This window comes from Streptomyces sp. NPDC058052 (assembly GCF_042885515.1).
In the GTDB taxonomy this organism is placed as follows: domain Bacteria; phylum Actinomycetota; class Actinomycetes; order Streptomycetales; family Streptomycetaceae; genus Streptomyces.
Genome location: NZ_JBHVRX010000009.1, coordinates 162,405 through 182,565 on the forward strand (window position 1 = coordinate 162,405; position 20,161 = coordinate 182,565).

Below are 20,161 nucleotides of genomic sequence, written 5' to 3' on the forward strand. Positions count from 1 at the left end.
GTCGCCGTCTGTGTCCATCGTGCAGGTACCCACTGACAATCGCTCTGACCTGGGGTTTTGCCAGCGAAGCGACCGCCGGGTAACTTTTGCACTGACCAGTCAGTTCAAAAGTGGGGAAGCGGGGGGATCCGTGGGATCCGAGGACCTGACCACACGACCGTCACCCGAGGGGGCCGGCGGGGAGACCGGCACCGGCCCGGAAGCGGCGGCGCACGGCGCCGCGCTCGTGGTCGAGGGGCTGGGGCTCAAGGGCCCGCGCGGCTGGGCCTTCCGGGACGTGTCCTTCACGGCCGGGGCCGGATCCCTGGTCGCGCTCGAAGGTCCGTCCGGGACCGGCCGCACCTGCCTGCTGCTCGCGCTCACCGGACGGATGAAGACCGGAGAGGGCCGCGCCGAGGTCGGTGGCCTGCCGCTGCCGCGCCGGATGGCCGCCGTGCGCCGGATCGCCGCGCTCGGCCAGGTCCCCGGCGTGAGCGAGCTCGACCCGTCGCTCACGGTCGCCGAGCACCTGCGCGAGCGGGCCCTGCTCCAGCGCCGTTTCGACGGCTCGGTCCGCGCGCTGCTCCGCCGCCCCGGCACCCGGGCGGCCGAGGCCCGGGCCCGGATCGACGAGGCCCTGGCGGCCGCCGGGCTGGACCTCGCCGCCCTGCCGAAGGGCGAGCGGACCTCCGTACGGGATCTGGAACGCCTGGAGGCCCTGCGGCTCTCGATCGCGCTGGCCCTGATGGGCCGGCCCCGGCTGCTGGGCGTGGACGACACGGACCTGAAGCTGTCGGACGCCGACCGGGCCGCCGCCTGGGCGCTGCTGCGCTCGGTGGCCGCCGCCGGCACCACCGTCCTCGCCGTCTGCAGCGAGGCACCGGCCGGCGCCCTGCGGATCACCACGGTCGAAACCACCACGAAGCCGGACACGGAAACGGACACGGCCACGGACGCGAAGACGGGCACGGACGCGAAGGCCACGGACGCGAGGACGGGCACGGACGGCGACGGCGGGACCACCGGGTCCGCCGAGCCCTCTCGTTCCACCGAGCCCGCCGAGTCCGCCGGCGCCGAGCCCGACGCCGCCGCGGAAGACGCCGAAGACGCCGTAGACGCCGTAGACGCCGTAGACGCCGAAGACGACATCACCGAGGAGGGGGCGGACGATGCGCTCGCCGAAACTGGCCGCGCTTGAGCTGAGGCGCTTCGGCAGGGGGAAGCTGCCGCGCGCCGCGCTCGTCGCGGTGCTGCTGCTTCCGCTGCTGTACGGCGCCCTGTACCTGTACTCGTTCTGGGACCCGTACAGCAGGCTCGACAAGCTGCCCGTGGCCCTCGTGAACCAGGACCGCGGCGCCACCGCCGACGGCAAGCGGATCACCGCGGGCGAGGACATCACCGAGGGACTGCTGGACAGCAACACCTTCGAGTGGCACGAGGTCGGCGACGCCGAGGCGCGCAAGGGCGTCGAGGACGGCACCTACTACCTGTCCCTGACCGTGCCCGGCGACTTCAGCGAGCGGATCGCGTCCAGCTCCGGGGACTCCCCCGAGACCGGCGCCCTGAAGGTCCGCACGAACGACTCCAACAACTACATCGTCGGCCAGATCTCGCGGACGGTCTTCTCCGAGGTGCGCACCGCCGCCTCCACGAAGTCCTCCCGGACCTTCCTCGACAAGATCTTCATCTCCTTCTCCGACATCCACGAGGCGACCGCCGAGGCCGCCAAGGGCGCGGCCGACCTGAAGAAGGGCGTGGACAAGGCGAAGAAGGGGTCCAAGGACCTCTCCCAGGGCCTGACCGACGCCAAGACCGGCAGCAGCGACCTGGCCTCCGGCCTGAAGAAGCTGGACAAGGGCTCCAAGGACGTCCAGACCGGTACGCGCAAGGTCGCCGACGGCACCCAGGCGCTCGCCGACAAGGTGAACGGCACCGCCGACAAGGTCCGCCCCTACCTGGCGAACAACGGCACGTCGATCCGCGACACCGCGAAGCTGGTCTCCGACTCGGCCACCGCCGCCCGCAACGACCTGGAGGACCTGGTCCGCCGCGCCCCGATGCTGCGCACCGCCGCCCACAAGGCGGACGACACGCTCGGCCGGCTGCACCGCGAGTCCTGCGAGAAGCCCGCCGCCACCCCCTCGGCCCCGCCGGTCGAGCTGCCGGAGGGCGTCACCCTCCCCGAGGGCGTCACCCTCCCCGACTCCAAGGAGGTGTGCGCGGCCCTGAAGGAGGCGTCGACCACCGCGGGCGACGTGGCCACCGTCGCGGACGACGTGCACACGCTGACCAAGGACAGCAAGGGCGACCTGAAGACGCTCGACACCCGGCTGAAGAAGCTGAAGAAGGAGGCCGACGAGCTGGCCGCCCGGGCCCCGCACCTGGACGAGGACGTCAAGGGCGCCATCCGGAAGATCAACGAGCTCAACAAGGGCGCGAAGAAGGTCGCCGACGGCGCCGAGCAGCTGCACACCGGCATCACCGGCGCCCGCGCGGGCTCGGTCAGCCTGGACAGCGGCGTCGGCAAGCTGAAGAAGGGCGCCGGCGACCTCGACGGCGGCCTGTTCAAGCTGGCCGACGGCTCCGGCTCGCTCGCCACCGGCCTCAAGGACGGCGTCGACATGATCCCGGACTACGACAAGGACGAGCGCGACCGGCGCACGGAGGTCATGGCCGACCCGGTCCAGCTGGCCGCCCAGTCGCTCCACAAGGCGCCGAACTACGGCACGGGCTTCGCCCCGTACTTCATCCCGCTCTCCCTCTGGGTCGGCGCGATGGTCGCCTACATGATCATCCAGCCGATGAACCGGCGGGCCCTCGCCGCGGGCGCCTCCGCCTGGCGGATCGCGCTGGCCGGCTGGCTGCCGGTGGCGGCGATCGGCGTCCTCCAGGTCGGCGCGCTCCTCTCCGTCCTGCACTGGGGGCTCGGCCTGGAGATGGCCAGGGCGGCCGGCACGGTCGGCTTCCTCGCCCTGGTGACCTGCTGCTTCGCCGCGATCATCCAGTGGCTGAACGCCCGCTTCGGCGCGGCCGGCCGGATCCTGGTCCTCGCGCTGCTCATGGTCCAGCTCACCTCGGCGGGCGGCACCTACCCGGTGCAGACCAGCCCGGGCTTCTTCAACGCCGTCCACCCCTTCCTGCCGATGACCCATGTGGTCGAGGCGCTGCGCCGGCTCATCACCGGCGGCGGTCTCGGTCCGGTCTGGGAGGCCGTCGCCGTCCTCACCGCCTTCACCCTGGGCGCGCTCGCCCTGACGGCGGTCACCGCACGGCGCAAGCAGGTGTGGACGCTGGACCGGCTCCACCCCGAACTGTCCTTGTGACCCGTACCGGCTCTGTGAGAATCGATTCCATGGACAGCAGCAGCACCCGCCGCCAGGCGACCCGCGCCAAGCTCTACGAGGCGGCCGTCACCCTCATCGCCGAGCAGGGCTTCTCGGCCACCACGGTCGACGAGATCGCCGAGCGTGCCGGGGTGGCCAAGGGCACGGTCTACTACAACTTCAAGAGCAAGACCGAGCTCTTCGAGGAGCTGCTGCGCCACGGCGTCTCCCTCCTCACCGCCTCGCTGCGGACGGCCGCGGAGGAGACGGCGGCCCAGGGCGGCACCCGGGTCGCCGCACTGGACGCGATGATCCGCGCCGGCCTCGTCTTCATCGACCGCTACCCGGCCTTCACCCAGCTGTACGTGGCCGAGCTGTGGCGCACCAACCGTGCGTGGAACTCCACGCTCCTGGTCGTCCGCCAGGAGGCCGTCGCCGTCGTGGAGGGCGTCCTGCGCGACGGCGTCGCGGCCGGCGAGCTGAGCGAGGAGATCGACGTCCAGCTGACCGCGGCGGCCCTGGTCGGCATGGTCCTGGTCGCGGCCCTCGACTGGAAGGCGTTCCAGAGCGAGCGCTCCCTCGACGACGTCCACGCGGCGCTGTCGCTGCTGCTGCACGGGCGGGTGGGCGGAAGCCGCTGACCCGGATCAGACCGATGGACGGCGGACAGGGGATCCACCGTCCAGCCCATACGAAAGCGCCGGTCCGCGCGAGGCTCGATCCCCCCGAGCCACGCCGGACCGGCGCTTCCTTCGTACACCCCCGTGCACGTCCCCCGTGCCGGCAGGCGCGCGGCCCCGTTCCGCCGCCCCGTGCCGGCGGTTCCGGAGCCGCGCCCCTTCCGTGGCTCCACTCTCTCCTCCCGGGGCCCTCTCCCCCATCCGCACAGCTACTCATCTCGGCGTCTAGGTACGGATACTCAGTCGCCCGGCGACGGGGCCGCCCTGGTGACGGACGGGCGGGCTCTCGTTACGATCGCGGGCGTGTCCGTACTCCCCCTGGTCTTCACCAGCGGCTGGGCGAGCGGGATCAACGCCTACGCGGTGGTCCTGCTCCTCGGCGTCTTCGGCGCGACCGGGCTCACCGACGAGGTGCCCGAGGCGCTCCAGCGCACCGATGTGCTGATCGCGGCCGGCGTCCTGTTCCTGTGCGAGGCGGTCGCGGACAAGATCCCGTACGTGGACAACGTGTGGGACGCCGTCCACACGGTGATCAGGCCGGTCGCGGGGGCCGTGGTGGCGGCCCTGCTGGCCGGTGAGAGCGGTTCGCTGCCGGAGCTGGCGGCCGGGGCGGTCGGCGGTTCGACGGCGCTGATGAGCCATCTGGTCAAGGCGGGGACGCGGATGGCGGTGAACACCTCGCCGGAGCCGTTCTCCAACATCGCGCTGAGCACGGCCGAGGACCTCGCCGTCGCCGGGGTCATCACCTTCGCGATGTTCCATCCGGTGGCGGCGGCGGTGATCGCCGCCGTGCTGCTGGCGCTCGGCGTGTGGCTGCTGTTCTTCCTGGCCACCCGGATCCGGCGCTTCCTGCGCCGCCGGGCGCAGCGCCGCGAGGAGCGCAGACTGGCGGCGGCCGGGGGCGGCCCACCTGCGGACCGCTCGGTCGGCGGAGGCCGATAGGGTCCCTGACATGGGACGGATTGTGGTGGTCGGCGCGGGTCTCGGCGCCATGGCGGCGGCGGCACGGCTGGCGGTCGCCGGACACACGGTGACGGTGTACGAGAAGACGCCGGCGTACGGCGGAGCGGTGGGCCGCTTCGAGCGGGACGGCTTCGCCTTCGACACGGGCCCCGGGCTGCTGCACCTGCCGGCCGTCTACCGCGATCTGTTCGTGAAGACGGGGAAGAAGCCGCTGGAGGAGTGCGTCGGGCTGAGCCAGGTGGATCCGGCCGCCCGGCACGTCTTCGCCGACGGCACGCGCGTGGACCTGCCGAACGCCTCGCGGGCCGGCACGGTCGCCGCCCTGGACGCGGCGCTCGGCGCGGGCGCGGGCGAGCGCTGGGGGGAGTTCCTGGTGCGGGCCCGCGAGGCGTGGGACCGGACCCGCCGTCCGCTCCTGGAGGAGCCGCAGCCGGCCGATCCGAAGGACCTGGCCCGCGAGCCGTACCCGGCGCTCAAGGCGGGGCTGCTGCGCCGTCCGACGCGGACGCTCGCCCAGGTCGGTGAGCGGGAGCTGCGGGATCCGCGGCTGATCGCGCTCCTGGGCTCGTACGCGGAGGCGTACGGCTTCCCGGCGGCGGGGGCCCCGGCGTCCGCCGTCGTCCTGCCGTACATGGAGCAGACCTTCGGCAGCTGGTACGTGGCCGGCGGCATCCGCGCGCTCGCGGACGCGGTGTACGAGCGCTGCCGTGAGCGGCGCGTGGAGTTCGTCTTCGGCGCGCCGGTCGACGAGGTGCTGACCGAGGACGAGCGGGCCGTCGGGGTGCGGCTGGAGTCGGGGGAGACCGTGCGGGCGGACCACGTGGTCGTGGGCGCGCCGGTGCCGGAGCTCTACCGCGAGCAGGTCCTGCCGTGGAGTCACAGCGACGAGTGGACGCATTTCCAGCGGCACGGCACCAGCCGCCTGACGGTCCTGCTGGCCCTCCGCGGGGGCCGTGAGGAGGGGGCCGTGCACCGCACCGTCGTGCACGGGGCCGGGGACCCGCGGCACACGCCGACGGTGACGGTCCTGCGGCCGGACGACCCGGCGCTGCGGCCCGACGCGGACCACGAGTCGGTGACGGTGTCCGCGATGACCGGGGTCACGCCGCGGGAGGACCCGCGGGAACTCGCCGCGCGGATGGTGGAGGCCGCCGCGCGGGCCGTGCCGGGGCTGGCCGAGCGGCTGCTCTGGCAGGAGGTCCGTACCCCGGAGGACGTGCGGGCGGCGACCGGGACGGCCGAGATCCCGGGCCCTGCGCTGGCGGACGGCCGGGGGGCATGGCTCCCGGCGCCCAACCTCTCCCCCGTCCCCGGCCTCTTCTTCGCCGGCGGCTGGTCGCATCCCGGCGGCGGGCTCGCCCACGCGGGCATGTCGGGCGCGCTGGTGGCCGGGCTGATCGTGGAGGGCGCGGGGTTCCGCGGCTCGCGGTGACCGGACCGGACCGGCCGGCCGGCGCCCTGCCCGTCACCGGACGGCCGGACGGCGCCCGGACGGCCACCCGCCGGTCAGGCACCCGCCGCACGGCGCCGGGCCGACCGGATTCCGGCCGCCGGCCGGGAGCCGGCGGGACGGCGGGGTCTCAGTAGCGGTACTGGGACTGCTCGTCGGGGTGCTGCTCGTAGCCGTACTGTCCCGGGGCGTGCGCCTGGGGCGGCTGCTCGTCGGTGTCGCGCTGCTGCGGGACCCAGACGCCGCCGGGCGGGGTGTCGTAGCTGTACGAGGGGGCGTAGGAGTCGCCGTAGTACGAGGTGTACTGCTGGCCGTCGGTGCCGGGGCCGATGTACGGGTCGGAGTAGGCGGCGTACTGCTGCGGGGTCCCGGCGGCGCCGTAGTCGTAGGCGGGCTGCTGCTGCTCGTAGCCGGCGGCGTAGGTCTCGTACGCGGGCGCGGCCGGGTCGGCGGGGGCGTAGCCGCCGGTGCCGTACCCGGTGGTGTCGTAGCCGCCGGTGCCGTAGGAGCCGGCGTCGTAGCCGCCGTACCCGGGGGTCTGCGGGGTCTGGTCGTGCTGCCCGCCGCCGTAGACGCCGTACTGGCCGGTGTCCTCGGGCAGGGGCTGCGGCTCGTAGACGGACGCCTCACCGGCGCCGGCGTGCAGCTCCTCGGCCTCGGGGCCGGGGGCGTGGGCCGCGGCGGCGTCCTCGTAGGAGAGGCCGGAGACCTCCAGGGTGGGGCCGGCCCCGGCGGCCGGGCCCGCCTTGCGGCGGCGGCTGGCGCCGGGGTTGCCGCCGATCGCCCAGCCGGTGGAGAAGCCGCGGCGGAAGGAGAGGGTCACGAAGGTCTGGCCGACGGCGAAGGCGACCGCGCCGGCGATGATCACCGCCACCGAGGGCAGCAGCACGCCGGCGACCACGCCGAGGAAGCCGCAGAAGGCGAGGATCCGCCAGCGCAGCCGCGCCTTGTACTGGAGGAGCACCTCGCCCAGCAGCCAGAGCGCCACCAGCCCGAACGCGATGTAGAGGACCGTCCACCCCATGCCCCGCAGCCCCTCTCTACGGCCACCGCCGCGGGTCGGGGCGGGTACGACCGGTCAGGACTGCTGGTGCAGTCCGAGATTCTCGTAGATCTCGAGCGTCGCGGTGGAGCTGTTGAGCGTGATGAAGTGCAGTCCGGGGACACCCTCGTCCAGCAGACGCGCGCAGAACTCCGTCGCGAACTCGATACCGATGGAGCGTACAGCGGCGGGGTCGTCCTTGACCGCGAGGATCCGTTCTTTCACGTCCGCGGGGAAGGCGGCGTTGCTGAGCTGGGGCAGCCGGTCGAGCGTCCGGACGTTCACGACGGGCATGACCTCGGGGATGATCGGGGTCTCGCAGCCCGCCTTCTCGACGCTGTCGCGCAGCCGCAGGTAGTTCTCCGGGTCGAAGAACATCTGGGTGATCGCGTAGTCGGCGCCGGCCCGGCACTTGTCCACGAAGTGCCGGATGTCGGTGTCCCAGTCGGCGGAGCGGGGGTGCATCTCGGGGAAGGCGGCGACGCCGACGCAGAAGTCGCCGGACTCCTTGATGAGCCGGACCAGGTCGGCGGCGTAGGTGACGCCCTCCGGGTGCGGCACCCAATCGCCGAGCGGGTCGCCCGGCGGGTCGCCGCGCACGGCGAGCATGTTCCTGATGCCGGCATCGGCGTACTGGCCGAGGATGTTGCGCAGCTCGGCGACGGAGTGGTCGACGGCGGTGAGGTGGGCGACCGGCGTCAGCGTCGAGTCCGAGGCGATCTTCTGGGTGGCCTTGACGGTGCCGCCGCGGGTGGAGCCGCCGGCGCCGTAGGTCACGGAGACGAAGCTGGGGCCGACGGCCTCGACGCGGCGCATGGCGTTCCAGAGGACCTGCTCGCCCTTCTCGGTCCGGGGCGCGTAGAACTCGAAGGAGTACGACGTGCTGCCGGAGGCGAGGATCTCGCGGACCGTGCGTGCGCGGTCCGAGCGGACGGAAGCGGTTCCAAGGGCCATACGGGCAGGTTAGACGGGGTCCAGGTGGCGCGGAAACCGCGTCCGAGTCGTGGACACCTTTTCGGACACCGGTACGACGCTCGCCGGGCGGGGTGCCACCGGGCGGGGTGCCGCCCGGCGGGGTGCCGCCCGGCGGGGTGCCGCCCGGGGTCAGGCGCCGGCCCGCTCCCGGACGCGCTTGGCGAGGGAGGCGGCGGCCGCGGCCGGGTCGTCGGCCTCGGTGAGCGCGCGGACGACGACGATCCGGCGGGCGCCGGCGTCGAGCACCTGGTCGAGGTTGGTCTCGTCGATGCCGCCGATGGCGAACCAGGGGCGGTCCTGGGCGAGCCCGGCCGCGTACCGCACCAGGTCGAGGCCGGGGGCGTACCGCCCGGGCTTGGTGGGGGTGGGCCAGCAGGGGCCGGTGCAGAAGTAGTCGACGCCGGGCTCGTCGGCGGCCGCGGCCGCCTCGGACTCGGCGTGGCAGGAACGGCCGATCAGCACCTCTTCGCCGAGGACGGCGCGGGCGGCGGGCACGGGCAGGTCGCCCTGGCCGAGGTGGAGGACGTCGGAGCCGATGGCGTGGGCGACGTCGGCCCGGTCGTTCACCGCGAGGAGCTTGCCGTGGCGGCGGCAGGCGTCGGCGAGGACGGCGAGGTGCTCCAGCTCCTCGCCGGCCTCCATGCCCTTGTCGCGGAGCTGCACGATGTCGACGCCGGAGGAGAGCACGGCGTCGAGGAAGGCGGGCAGGTCGCCCTGGCGCTTCCGGGCGTCGGTGCACAGGTAGAGCCGGGCGTCGGCGAGCTGCTCACGAGGCGTGGGCATGGTGGTTCCCCCCGTCGGGTGGTGCCGGTGCCGCGGCGCGGGGCCGCGGCACCGGCGATGGTGGTCCGGTGCGTCAGACGGCGAGCGCCTGGGCGCGGCGCTTCACCTCCGTGCCGCGATTCTCGCCCAGGGCCTGCGCGGGGGTGCCGGGCAGGCTCGGGTCCGGGGTGAAGAGCCACTCCAGCATCTCCTCGTCGGAGAAGCCGTCGTCCCTGAGGAGCGTCAGGGTGCCGGCGAGGCCCTTGACGACCTTGTCGTCCTGGATGAAGGCGGCCGGCACCTGGAGCGCGTTGTTCTCTCCGCGGCGCACGGCGATCAGCTGGCCCTCCTTCACCAGCTGCCGCACGCGCGTCACCTCGACGTCGAGCATCTCCGCGATGTCGGGGAGGTAGAGCCAGGCGGGGACGAGAGCATCGATGTTTGCGTCAATCTCGGTCACGGGACAAGCCTGCCATCCGGGACCGACAGTCGGTAGTCGGGCCCGCCCGGGCCGCCTCCGTCCGGGGGGACGCGGGGCCCCCGTGCGCCCGTCCGGGGGCCCTTGCGCCGTCCGGGCGGCGCGGGGAGGGCAGCCGGCCGGAGTCCGCGCGCCCGGGGCCCGCCCGGAGGATCCCGCCCGGCGTCGCTTTCCGGACAGGCACTACCGGACGGCGGACTTCAGCGGGACGGTCGGGTCCGCGGCGCGCTCGGGGTCGACGGGGGTGCCGGCCTCGATGAGCTTGCGCCCCTGGGCGAGGTCGCGGGGTCGGCCGACGGCGAGCAGGGCGACCGGCACCCCGTCGCGCAGCCAGAGCACCGACCAGGAGGCGCCGGAGGAGTCGCCGCGGCGGACCAGGGTGTCGGCGCCGGAGTGGTGGCCGGCGTACTGGACGAAACGGCCGAACTGCTCGGACCAGAAGTACGGGACGGGGTCGTACGGCTCCGGCTCGGCGCCCTCGACGCCGGTGACGCAGGCGGCGACCGTGCGGGGGCCCTGGAGGGCGTTGTCCCAGTGGTGGACGAGGAGCCGCTCCCCGTAGCGGGCGGAGGGGAAGGAGGCGCAGTCGCCGACCGCGTACACGTCGGGCAGGGAGGTGCGGAGCCGGTCGTCGGCGGTGACGGCGCCGCTCGGGTCGAGGGCGATGCCGGAGCCGGCGAGCCAGTCGGTGGCGGGGCGGGCGCCGATGCCGACGACGACGGCGTCGGCGGGGAGCTCGCGGCCGTCGGCGAGGACGACGACGCCGGGCCGGACGGTGTCCACGCGCGCGTGGGTGAGGAGTTCGGCGCCGCTCTCGGCGTACCACCCGGCCATGGCGGTGGTGACCTCGGCGGGCAGGGCTCCGGCGAGCGGCAGGGGGGCGGCCTCGACGACGGTGACGGCGCAGCCGGCCTCGCGGGCGGCGGTGGCGAACTCGGCGCCGATCCAGCCGGCGCCGACCACGACGACGGAGCCGCCGCCGGCGAGGACGGGGCCGAGGCGGACGGCGTCGTCGAGGGTGCGCAGCAGGTGGACGCCGGGGACGCCCTCGGTGCCGGGGAGGGTGAGCGGGTGGGCGCCGGTGGCGAGGACGAGGGTGTCGTACGGGAAGCGCCCCTCCTCGGTGACGAGTTCGCGCTCGGCGGGCCGCAGTCCGGTGACGTCGAGGCCGAGGCGGAGGTCGACGCCGAGGGACTCGAAGTCGACGTCGAAGGCGGAGTGCTCGGCCTTGCCGAGGAGGACGGCCTTGGAGAGCGGGGGCCGGTCGTAGGGCTGGTGGGGTTCGGCGCCGATGAGGGTGACGGGGCCCTCGAAGCCCTGCTCGCGCAGGGCGACGGCGGTCTGGACGCCCGCCATCCCCGCACCGACGATCACGACGTGCCGCTGGGTCTGCTTCTGCTCGCTCACCCGTCCACCTTACGCATCTGACGGCACGTCAGAAAGAGAGGTCCCCTGCGGCGCTCCGGCGGCGGGGGCTAGGGTGGCGGGCACACACCACTCGCGGGAGCCCGGACGCACCGGGCTGAGAGGGAGGCTGGCCGGCCTCCGACCGTACGAACCTGATCCGGGTCATGCCGGCGAAGGGAGGGGCGGGAACGCCCATGCGTTCTTCCGAAGGAACCGACAGCGGTCGGCCCACCGACGTCCTCGTGGTCGGGGGCGGCGTCATCGGCCTCGTCACCGCCTGGCGGGCGGCCCTGCGCGGGCTGAGCGTCGCGGTCGTCGACCCCGGACCAGGGGACGGCGCCGCGCGGGTCGCGGCCGGCATGCTCGCCGCCGTCACCGAACTGCACTACGGCGAGGAGACCCTGCTCGGGCTCAACCTCGCCTCCGCCGCGCGCTACCCCGCCTTCGTCGCCGAACTGGAGGAGGCGGCCGGCCACGGCGTCGGCTACCGCGCCTGCGGCACCCTCGCCGTCGCGCTCGACGCCGACGACCGGGCCCACCTGCGCGAACTCCACGCCCTCCAGACGCGCTGCGGACTCGCCTCCGAATGGCTGACGGGCCGCGAGTGCCGCCGCCTCGAACCCATGCTCGCGCCCGGGGTGCGCGGCGGGCTGCGGGTGGACGGCGACCACCAGGTGGACCCGCGCCGGCTCGCCGCCGCGCTGCTCACCGCCTGCGAACGGGCCGGGGTGGTCTTCCACCGGGCCGTCGCCGAACGGCTCGTCGTGGTCCGCGACCGGGCGCGGGGAGTCGTCCTCGGCGACGGCACCGAGCTCGCCGCCGGCCAGACCGTCCTCGCCGCCGGCAGCCTCAGCGGCCGCCTCGCCGGCGTGCCCGCCGCGGTCCTGCCGCCGGTCCGCCCGGTGAAGGGCCAGGTCCTGCGGCTGCGGATCCCCGCCCCGTACGCCCCCTTCCTCTCCCGCACCGTGCGGGCCGTGGTCCGCGGCAGTCACGTCTACCTGGTGCCGCGCGAGAACGGCGAGCTGGTCGTCGGCGCCACCAGCGAGGAGCTGGGCTGGGACACCACGGTGACCGCCGGCGGGGTGTACGAGCTGCTGCGCGACGCCCACGAGCTGGTCCCCGGCCTCACCGAGCTGCCGCTCACCGAGACCCTCGCCGGGCTGCGCCCCGGCTCCCCCGACAACGCGCCCCTCCTCGGGCCGAGCGCCCTGCCGGGCCTCCACCTGGCCACCGGCCACTACCGCAACGGGATCCTCCTCACCCCCGTCACCGGCGATGTCATGGCGGAGGCGCTCGCCACCGGCGTCCTCCCCGACGAGGCGCGCCCCTTCTCCCCCCGCCGCTTCCCCACCGCTCTCTCCGTACGTCAGGAGCAGCCCGCATGAACGTGTCCGTGAACGGCGAGCCGCGCGCGCTCGCCGCCCCCGTCTCCCTGGCCTCCCTGGTCGCCGGTCTCACCACCGCCCCCTCCGGGGTCGCCGCCGCCGTCAACGAGACGGTGGTGCCGCGCGGCGAGTGGGCGACGACGCTCCTCGCCGACGGCGACCGGGTCGAGGTCCTGACCGCGGTGCAGGGGGGCTGAGCGCGATGTCCGACGACGTGTTCGTCCTCGGCGGTACGGAGTTCTCCTCCCGGCTCATCATGGGCACCGGCGGCGCCCCCAGCCTGGACGTCCTGGAGCGCTCCCTGGTGGCCAGCGGCACCGAGCTGACCACCGTCGCCATGCGCCGCCTCGACCCCACCGTGCAGGGCTCGGTCCTCTCCGTCCTGGACCGGCTCGGCATCCGCGTCCTGCCGAACACGGCGGGCTGCTACACGGCCGGCGAGGCCGTGCTGACCGCGCGGCTGGCCCGGGAGGCCCTGGGCACGGACTGGATCAAGCTGGAGGTGGTCGCCGACGAGCGGACCCTCCTCCCCGACGGGGTGGAGCTGCTCGACGCCGCCGAGACCCTGGTGGACGACGGCTTCACCGTCCTCCCCTACACCAACGACGACCCGGTCCTGGCCCGGAAGCTGGAGGACGTCGGCTGCGCGGCGATCATGCCGCTCGGCTCCCCCATCGGCTCCGGCCTCGGCATCCGCAACCCGCACAACTTCGAGCTGATCGCCGAACGGGCCGGGGTGCCGGTGATCCTCGACGCCGGCGCGGGCACCGCCTCGGACGCGGCGCTCGCGATGGAGCTGGGCTGCGCGGCGGTGATGCTCGCCTCGGCGGTCACCCGTGCGCAGGAGCCGGTCCTGATGGCCTCGGCGATGCGACACGCGGTCGAGGCGGGCCGGCTGGCCCACCGCGCGGGCCGCATCCCCCGGCGCCACTTCGCGGAGGCGTCCTCGCCCACCGGGGGCCGCGCCCGCCTGGACCCGGAACGCCCCGCGTTCTGACCCCGGCCGGGGGCGGGATACGTCACAAGCGTGCTGCGGTCGGGGCCCGCGGGGCGGGGGTGGCGCGGACCGGCTCGTAGACTCGACGCCGTGGACACGACCCTTCAGGACCCCCTCGTCGGGCGGCTGCTCGACGGCCGCTACCGCGTCGACGCGCGCATCGCCGTCGGCGGGATGGCCACGGTCTACCGGGCCGTCGACACCCGCCTCGACCGCGTCCTCGCGCTCAAGGTGATGCACCCCGCCCTGGCGGCCGACGCCGTCTTCGTCGAGCGGTTCATCCGCGAGGCGAAGTCCGTCGCCCGCCTCGCGCACCCGAACGTGGTCGCCGTCTTCGACCAGGGCGCCGAGGGCGCGTACGTCTACCTGGCCATGGAGTACGTCTCCGGCTGCACCCTGCGCGACGTGCTCCGCGAGCGCGGCGCCCTCCAGCCCCGCGCCGCCCTGGACATCCTGGAGCCGGTGCTCGCCGCGCTGGGCGCCGCGCACCGGGCCGGGTTCGTCCACCGGGACATGAAGCCGGAGAACGTGCTGATAGGGGACGACGGCCGGGTCAAGGTCGCCGACTTCGGGCTCGTCCGCTCGGTCGGCTCGGCGACCGCCACCACCGGCGCGGTCCTCGGCACCGTCTCGTACCTCGCCCCCGAGCAGATCGAGCACGGCACCGCCGACACCCGCGCCGACGTGTACGCCTGCGGCGTCGTCCTCTACGAGATGCTGACGGGCGCCAAGCCGCACTCCGGCGACACCCCCGCCCAGGTCCTCTACCAGCACCTGAACACCGACGTGCCCGCGCCGTCCGCCGCCGTCCCCGGGCTGCCGCTGGAGCTGGACGAGCTGGTCGCCGCGGCCACCGCCCGCAACCCCGAGGTCCGCCCGCACGACGCCGTGGCGCTCCTCGCCCTGGTCCGGGAGGCGCGGGCCGGGCTCACCGACGCCCAGCTGGACGCGCTGCCGCCGCGGGCCCGGACCGAGCAGCGCGACACCGGCGAGGACCGCACCGGCGTGATCGCCCGCCCGGTGCCCGGACCGGAGGCCGGCGACCCGCACGCGGTGCAGCACACCAGCCGCCTCGCGACCCCCGAGCCCCCGCCGCCGGCCCGCCGCCGGCTCACCCGCCCGCGGCCGCCGCGCGGCCCGCTCCTGATCGTCGCCGGCGTCCTGCTCGCCCTGGGCCTCGGCGCCGGCGTCTGGTACATCAACGCCGGCCAGTTCACCCGCGTCCCCGCCGTCCTCGGCCAGACCGAGCGGGTGGCGACCGAGCGGCTCGCCGACGCGGGACTGGAGCCGGGCACGACGGAGCGCGCCTTCAGCGACGTGTACGAGCGCGGCACCGTGATGGGCGTCGACCCGGCGCCCGGCGAGCGGGTCCGCAGCCACGCCACCGTCACCCTCACCCTCTCCCGGGGGCCGGAGATCGTGAAGGTGCCCAATCTGAAGAACAAGCCGCTCGACGAGGCCAGGCGGATCCTCACGGAGCAGGGCCTCGCCCCCGGCGTGGTCTCCACGGCCTTCAGCACGACCGTCGCCCAGGGCGCGGTGATCGGCTCCGACCCGGAGCCGGGCACCGAGCGGGCCCCGGACTCGGCCGTCGCCCTGGTGGTCAGCAAGGGCGCCCCGGTCGACGTCCCGGACGTGACCGGGGAGACCGTCGCCGACGCCACCGCCACCCTCCAGGAGGCCGGCCTCAAGGTCTCCGTCGCGCCGGAGCGGGTGCACTCCACCGAGGAGACCGGTTCCGTCGCCGCCCAGTCCCTCGCCGAGGGCAGCCGGGCCGCGAAGGGGGACGCGGTCACCCTCACCGTCTCCAAGGGACCGCGCCCGGTCGAGGTCCCGGACGTCGTCGGCATGACGACCGACGAGGCCCGGGAGGCGCTGGAGGCGGCCGGTTTCGAGGTGAAGGTGGAGAAGAAGTTCCCCTTCCTCGGCGACGAGGTGACGGCCCAGTCCGTCGACGGCGGCGCGACCGCCCCGGAGGGCTCCACCGTCGCCATCACGATCAAGGGAATCTGAGAAAGCCATGCGCAACCCCGTCGGCGGCCACGTCCCCGTGGCCGGCGGTCTCGCCACGACCGGTCTGGGCTACGCCCGCGAGCTGGGCGCCGAGACGGTCCAGGTCTTCGTCGCCAACCCGCGCGGCTGGGCCACCCCGACCGGCAACCCGGCCCAGGACGAGCGCTTCCGGGAGGAGTGCGCCGCGGCGTCGCTCTCGGCCTGGGTGCACGCCCCGTATCTGATCAACTTCGGCTCCCACACGGAGGCCACCGTCGAGAAGTCGGTGGAGTCGCTGCGTCACTCGCTGCGGCGCGGCCGGGAGATCGGCGCGAAGGGCGTGGTCGTCCACACCGGCTCGGCGACCGGCGGCCGTCCCCGCGAGGAGGCGCTGGCGCAGGTGCGGGAGCGGATGCTGCCGCTGCTCGACGAGCTGACCCACGAGGACGACCCGTACCTGCTCCTGGAGTCCACGGCCGGCCAGGGCTTCTCGCTCTGCTCCCGGGCGGAGGACTTCGGCCCGTACTTCGACGCGCTCGACCACCACCCCAGGCTGGGGATCTGCCTCGACACCTGCCACATCTTCGCGGCGGGCCACGACCTGGCGGAGCCGGGCGGGGCGGTACGGACGCTGGACGAGCTGGTCGCCACGGTCGGCGAGGGCCGGCTGCGGCTGATCCACGCCAACGACTCGAAGGACGTCGTCGGCGCGCACAAGGACCGGCACGCCAACATCGGCGCCGGCCACATCGGCGAGGAGGCGTTCCGGCAGCTCCTGCGCCACCCGGCCACCGACGGCGTGCCGCTGATCATCGAGACCCCGGGCGGCAGGGAAGGCCACGTCGCCGACATCGAGCTGCTCAAGAAGCTCCGGGGCTGATCACCTTCTGATCATTCCCGTTGAGGAATACCCCGAGGGGGTATACGGTTCCTGAGGAAGCAGGAACCGCTACCCGAGGTTGGGGGCACCCTCATGGAGCAGCACGAAGCACACGACCACCACACCGGACACGCCGGACACGCGGGCCACACCGGCGGACACACCGGCCACGGGGAGCACGGGAACCACCACGCGGGCCACGCGCATCACCCCGCCCCCGAGAGCCACGACGGACACCCGGCGAGCCACGCGGGCCACGCGGGCCACGGCGACGGCGGGGCGTCCTGGGGCACGGCGGCGAAGGCCACGCTCCACTGCCTCACCGGCTGCGCCATCGGCGAGGTGCTCGGCATGATCATCGGCACCGCCCTCGGCTGGGGCAACGCGCAGACCATGGCCCTCGCGATCGTCCTCGCGTTCTTCTTCGGCTACGCGCTCACGCTGCGCGGGGTCCTCGCGGCCGGCCTCGACTTCAGGTCCGCCTTCAAGGTGGCGCTCGCCGCCGACACCCTCTCGATCGCCGTCATGGAGATCGTCGACAACGGCGTGCTGCTGCTGGTCCCGGGCGCCATGGACGCCCACCTCGACGCGCCGCTCTTCTGGGGCGCGCTCGCCTTCGCCTTCCTCGTCGCCTTCCTGGTCACCACGCCGGTGAACAAGTGGCTGATCGGACGCGGCAAGGGCCACGCGGTGGTGCACCAGTACCACCACTGAGAACCGCGCGCGGACGGCCCGGGGCTACAGCTCCGGGCCGTCGCCCGGTTCCTCCTGGTACGAGTAGCGCTGCTCGCGCCACGGGTCGCCGAGGTTGTGGTAGCCGCGCTCCTCCCAGAAGCCCCGGCGGTCGGCCGTCATGTACTCCACGCCGCGGACCCACTTCGGGCCCTTCCAGGCGTAGAGGTGCGGCACGACGAGCCGCAGCGGGAAGCCGTGCTCGGCGGTGAGCAGCTCGCCGTCCTTGTGGGTGGCGAAGATCGTGCGCTCGTCGGCGAAGTCGGCGAGCCGGATGTTGGCGCTGTAGCCGTACTCGGCCCAGACCATCACGTGCGTGACGTGCGGGGCGGGCGGCGCGAGCTCCAGGACCGTGCGGGCGGCGACCCCGCCCCATTCGGCGCCGAGCATGCTGAACTTGGTGACGCAGTGCAGGTCGGCCACCACCGTGGAGAACGGCAGGGCCGAGAACTCCTCGTGGTTCCAGCAGCGCTTGTCGCCGTCGGCGGTCGCGCCGAAGACGCGGAACTCCCAGCGCTCCGGCTTGAACTTGGGCACGGGGCCGTAGTGGGTGACCGGCCAGCCGCGCTGGAGCCGCTGCCCCGGCGGAAGCTCGGGCGAAATGTCCGGCATCCCCGCTTCCCGGTGTACCCCGCTCTCCGGCTGACCCATGTCATCCATGGTGACAGACCGCGAGGGGTGGTCATGACCAGCCACCCACCCGGACGCGTCCATTCGGGCAAGTCCTACTAAGCATGCACTTACTGGACGCCCCCCATTCGGAGTGCGAGGATGCGGCCATCCTGCCCCGTTACGGGGTGGACACACCCCGTGATGGAAGGAGCCTGGAGCGATGCAGGGCGACCCCGAGGTCCTGGAGTTTCTGAACGAGCAGCTGACCGGCGAGCTGACGGCCATCAACCAGTACTGGCTGCACTACCGCATCCAGGACAACAAGGGCTGGACGAAGCTCGCGAAGTACACCCGCGAAGAGTCCATCGACGAGATGAAGCACGCGGACAAGCTGACCGAGCGCATCCTCATGCTCGACGGCCTGCCCAACTACCAGCGACTCTTCCACGTGCGCGTCGGCCAGACCCTCACCGAGATGTTCCAGGCGGACCGCCAGGTCGAGGTGGAGGCGATCGACCGCCTCAAGCGGGGCATCGAGGTCATGCGCGCCAAGGGTGACATCACCTCGGCCAACCTCTTCGAGGAGATCCTCGCCGACGAGGAGCACCACATCGACTACCTGGACACGCAGCTGGAGCTGATCGAGTCGCTGGGCGAGGCGCTCTACATCTCGACGCTCATCGAGCAGCCGAGCTAGGAGGGGGCTAGGCCGCCTCGGACAGGTCGGCGACCTCCGCCGAGAGGGCCGGCATGCCCTGGTCCAGGAGCTCGCGGCGCGGGCAGTTCCCCCGCCCGAGCAGCGCCTGGATGCGCCGCACGCACGAACCGCAGTCCGTGCCCGCCTTGCTGGCGGACGCGATCTGGCGGGGCGTGCACGCACCGGCCTCCGCGTGCTCCTTGACCTGCTTCTCCGTGACACCGAAGCATGAGCAGACGTACACGCGGTTCACCTCCCGCCGAGATCGATTAGGCTAACCTAACCTTACCCGGCGGCCGGGCGGCGTAAAAGCCTTCGCTACGACGATGGGGCGCGGATCACAAGGATCCGCGCCCCATCGTCGTAGGTATCTACTTACTGATCGCGGTACATCTCGGCCACGAGGAACGCGAGGTCGAGCGACTGGCTCCGGTTGAGGCGCGGGTCGCAGGCCGTCTCGTAGCGCTGGTGCAGGTCGTCGACGAAGATCTCGTCGCCGCCGCCCACGCACTCGGTGACGTCGTCCCCGGTGAGCTCGACGTGGATGCCGCCCGGGTGGGTGCCCAGCGCCTTGTGGACCTCGAAGAAGCCCTTGACCTCGTCGAGCACGTCGTCGAAGCGGCGGGTCTTGTGGCCCGAGGCCGCCTCGAAGGTGTTGCCGTGCATCGGGTCGGTCACCCAGGCGACGGTGGCGCCCGAGGCGGTGACCTTCTCGACCAGCTCCGGGAGCTTGTCCCGGACCTTGTCGGCACCCATGCGGACGATGAAGGTCAGCCGGCCCGGCTCGCGGTCCGGGTCGAGGCGCTCGATGTACGTCAGCGCCTCCTCCGGGGTGGTCGTCGGGCCCAGCTTGATGCCGATCGGGTTCGCGATCTGCGCGGCGAACTCGATGTGCGCGTGGTCCAGCTGGCGGGTGCGCTCACCGATCCAGACCATGTGGCCGGAGGTGTCGTACAGCTTGCCCGTGCGCGAGTCGGTACGGGTCAGGGCGCCCTCGTAGTCGAGCAGCAGCGCCTCGTGGGAGGCGTAGAACTCGACGGCCTTGAACTCGGCCGGGTCGGTGCCGCACGCCTTCATGAAGTTCAGCGCGTTGTCGATCTCGCGGGCGAGCGCCTCGTAGCGCTGACCCGACGGGGACGACTTCACGAAGTCCTGGTTCCAGGCGTGCACCTGGCGCAGGTCGGCGTAACCACCGGTGGTGAAGGCGCGGACCAGGTTGAGCGTCGAGGCGGAGGCGTTGTACATCCGCTTCAGGCGCTCGGGGTCCGGGACGCGGGCCTTCTCGTTGAAGTCGAACCCGTTGACGGAGTCGCCCCGGTAGGTGGGGAGGGTCACCCCGTCACGGGTCTCGGTGCCCTTGGAGCGGGGCTTCGAGTACTGCCCGGCGATGCGGCCCACCTTGACGACGGGCACCGAGGCCGCGTACGTCAGGACGGCGCTCATCTGGAGCAGGGTCTTCAGCTTGGCCCGGATGTGGTCGGCGGACACCGCGTCGAATGCCTCGGCGCAGTCGCCGCCCTGGAGCAGGAACGCCTCGCCACGGGCGACGGCTCCCATCCGGGCGCGCAGCTGGTCGCACTCGCCGGCGAAGACGAGCGGGGGATACGACTCGAGGTCCGCGATCACATCGCGCAGAGCCTCGGCATCGGGGTACTCGGGCTGCTGCGCCGCGGGCAGGTCTCGCCAGGTCGCCTTGGCGACGGCGTGGGATTCAGCGTTCACGGTCACGCGGACCACCCTACGGGGTTCTTCGTCCCGTCCTGTCCCCTGCCCAGTGGCTGAGACGCGCGTCCGTTATGTCTGGACG

At 73.5% G+C, this 20,161-nt stretch carries 20 protein-coding genes and 1 riboswitch; of the genes, 12 read left to right on the forward strand and 8 right to left on the reverse strand.

Annotated features, from left to right (window positions below):
* Window positions 1-226 precede the first annotated feature (226 nt).
* The 5 genes from ACFVU3_RS15485 to ACFVU3_RS15505 all read left to right on the forward strand — a co-directional run bounded on the left by ACFVU3_RS15485 (window position 227) and on the right by ACFVU3_RS15505 (window position 6,377).
* Window positions 227-1,177, forward strand: a complete 951-nt coding sequence (locus tag ACFVU3_RS15485; protein ID WP_390066515.1) for an ATP-binding cassette domain-containing protein — start codon at window positions 227-229, stop codon at window positions 1,175-1,177.
* Window positions 1,149-3,302, forward strand: coding sequence for a YhgE/Pip family protein (locus tag ACFVU3_RS15490; protein WP_390066406.1), 2,154 nt, complete (start codon window positions 1,149-1,151; stop codon window positions 3,300-3,302). The genes ACFVU3_RS15485 and ACFVU3_RS15490 overlap by 29 nt, the downstream gene beginning before the upstream one ends.
* A 29-nt stretch (window positions 3,303-3,331) precedes the next feature.
* Window positions 3,332-3,943 (forward strand): TetR/AcrR family transcriptional regulator, encoded by a 612-nt coding sequence (locus ACFVU3_RS15495; protein WP_390066407.1) that lies wholly within the window; start codon window positions 3,332-3,334, stop codon window positions 3,941-3,943.
* A 342-nt stretch (window positions 3,944-4,285) separates the two neighbouring features.
* Complete coding sequence (locus ACFVU3_RS15500; RefSeq protein ID WP_390066408.1) at window positions 4,286-4,924, forward strand: DUF4126 domain-containing protein; 639 nt, start codon at window positions 4,286-4,288, stop codon at window positions 4,922-4,924.
* A 10-nt stretch (window positions 4,925-4,934) separates the two neighbouring features.
* The gene (locus ACFVU3_RS15505; protein WP_390066409.1) at window positions 4,935-6,377 is read left to right on the forward strand and encodes a phytoene desaturase family protein; all 1,443 of its coding nucleotides are present in this window, start codon (window positions 4,935-4,937) and stop codon (window positions 6,375-6,377) included.
* A 148-nt stretch (window positions 6,378-6,525) separates the two neighbouring features.
* On the opposite strand, the gene ACFVU3_RS15510 is transcribed toward ACFVU3_RS15505, so the two are convergent.
* The 5 genes from ACFVU3_RS15510 to ACFVU3_RS15530 form a co-directional block, all read right to left on the reverse strand.
* Window positions 6,526-7,419: a hypothetical protein gene (locus tag ACFVU3_RS15510; protein WP_390066410.1), complete on the reverse strand. Its 894-nt coding sequence runs from the start codon at window positions 7,417-7,419 to the stop codon at window positions 6,526-6,528.
* Window positions 7,420-7,473: 54 nt separating this feature from the next.
* Window positions 7,474-8,391: a methylenetetrahydrofolate reductase [NAD(P)H] gene (metF, locus tag ACFVU3_RS15515; protein WP_390066411.1), complete on the reverse strand. Its 918-nt coding sequence runs from the start codon at window positions 8,389-8,391 to the stop codon at window positions 7,474-7,476.
* A 150-nt stretch (window positions 8,392-8,541) separates the two neighbouring features.
* Window positions 8,542-9,195, reverse strand: coding sequence for a thiamine phosphate synthase (thiE, locus tag ACFVU3_RS15520; RefSeq protein WP_390066412.1), 654 nt, complete (start codon window positions 9,193-9,195; stop codon window positions 8,542-8,544).
* 73 nt (window positions 9,196-9,268) lie between these two features.
* Window positions 9,269-9,634, reverse strand: coding sequence for an Rv2175c family DNA-binding protein (locus ACFVU3_RS15525; protein ID WP_390066413.1), 366 nt, complete (start codon window positions 9,632-9,634; stop codon window positions 9,269-9,271).
* Window positions 9,635-9,835: 201 nt separating this feature from the next.
* Window positions 9,836-11,059: an NAD(P)/FAD-dependent oxidoreductase gene (locus ACFVU3_RS15530; protein WP_390066414.1), complete on the reverse strand. Its 1,224-nt coding sequence runs from the start codon at window positions 11,057-11,059 to the stop codon at window positions 9,836-9,838.
* Between the two features lie 83 nt (window positions 11,060-11,142).
* A riboswitch (TPP riboswitch) is annotated at window positions 11,143-11,256 on the forward strand.
* Here ACFVU3_RS15530 and thiO point away from each other — a divergent pair.
* The 6 genes from thiO to ACFVU3_RS15560 all read left to right on the forward strand — a co-directional run bounded on the left by thiO (window position 11,254) and on the right by ACFVU3_RS15560 (window position 17,027).
* The gene (gene thiO, locus ACFVU3_RS15535; protein ID WP_390066415.1) at window positions 11,254-12,444 is read left to right on the forward strand and encodes a glycine oxidase ThiO; all 1,191 of its coding nucleotides are present in this window, start codon (window positions 11,254-11,256) and stop codon (window positions 12,442-12,444) included. (Overlaps the previous riboswitch by 3 nt.)
* Window positions 12,441-12,641, forward strand: coding sequence for a sulfur carrier protein ThiS (thiS, locus tag ACFVU3_RS15540; RefSeq protein ID WP_390066416.1), 201 nt, complete (start codon window positions 12,441-12,443; stop codon window positions 12,639-12,641). Before thiO ends, thiS begins: the two co-directional genes overlap by 4 nt.
* A 5-nt stretch (window positions 12,642-12,646) precedes the next feature.
* On the forward strand, window positions 12,647-13,441 hold the full coding sequence (locus ACFVU3_RS15545) for a thiazole synthase (protein WP_390066417.1): 795 nt from the start codon (window positions 12,647-12,649) through the stop codon (window positions 13,439-13,441).
* A gap of 90 nt (window positions 13,442-13,531) precedes the next feature.
* A complete protein-coding gene (pknB, locus tag ACFVU3_RS15550) occupies window positions 13,532-15,454 on the forward strand; it encodes a Stk1 family PASTA domain-containing Ser/Thr kinase (protein WP_390066418.1) in 1,923 nt (640 codons plus the stop codon).
* A gap of 7 nt (window positions 15,455-15,461) precedes the next feature.
* A complete protein-coding gene (locus ACFVU3_RS15555; RefSeq protein ID WP_390066419.1) occupies window positions 15,462-16,313 on the forward strand; it encodes a deoxyribonuclease IV in 852 nt (283 codons plus the stop codon).
* A 93-nt stretch (window positions 16,314-16,406) separates the two neighbouring features.
* On the forward strand, window positions 16,407-17,027 hold the full coding sequence (locus ACFVU3_RS15560) for a DUF4396 domain-containing protein (RefSeq protein WP_390066420.1): 621 nt from the start codon (window positions 16,407-16,409) through the stop codon (window positions 17,025-17,027).
* A 24-nt stretch (window positions 17,028-17,051) separates the two neighbouring features.
* Here the strand turns inward: ACFVU3_RS15560 and ACFVU3_RS15565 are convergent, their stop codons facing one another.
* Window positions 17,052-17,696 (reverse strand): sulfite oxidase-like oxidoreductase, encoded by a 645-nt coding sequence (locus ACFVU3_RS15565; protein WP_390066421.1) that lies wholly within the window; start codon window positions 17,694-17,696, stop codon window positions 17,052-17,054.
* 181 nt (window positions 17,697-17,877) lie between these two features.
* On the opposite strand from ACFVU3_RS15565, the gene bfr reads away from it, so the two are divergent.
* The gene (gene bfr, locus ACFVU3_RS15570; RefSeq protein WP_030314454.1) at window positions 17,878-18,354 is read left to right on the forward strand and encodes a bacterioferritin; all 477 of its coding nucleotides are present in this window, start codon (window positions 17,878-17,880) and stop codon (window positions 18,352-18,354) included.
* A gap of 7 nt (window positions 18,355-18,361) precedes the next feature.
* On the opposite strand, the gene ACFVU3_RS15575 is transcribed toward bfr, so the two are convergent.
* Together ACFVU3_RS15575 and ACFVU3_RS15580 are read right to left on the reverse strand one after the other, a co-directional pair.
* On the reverse strand, window positions 18,362-18,607 hold the full coding sequence (locus ACFVU3_RS15575) for a bacterioferritin-associated ferredoxin (protein ID WP_390066422.1): 246 nt from the start codon (window positions 18,605-18,607) through the stop codon (window positions 18,362-18,364).
* 122 nt (window positions 18,608-18,729) lie between these two features.
* On the reverse strand, window positions 18,730-20,091 hold the full coding sequence (locus tag ACFVU3_RS15580) for a class II 3-deoxy-7-phosphoheptulonate synthase (protein ID WP_390066423.1): 1,362 nt from the start codon (window positions 20,089-20,091) through the stop codon (window positions 18,730-18,732).
* Between the last annotated feature and the right edge of the window lie 70 nt (window positions 20,092-20,161).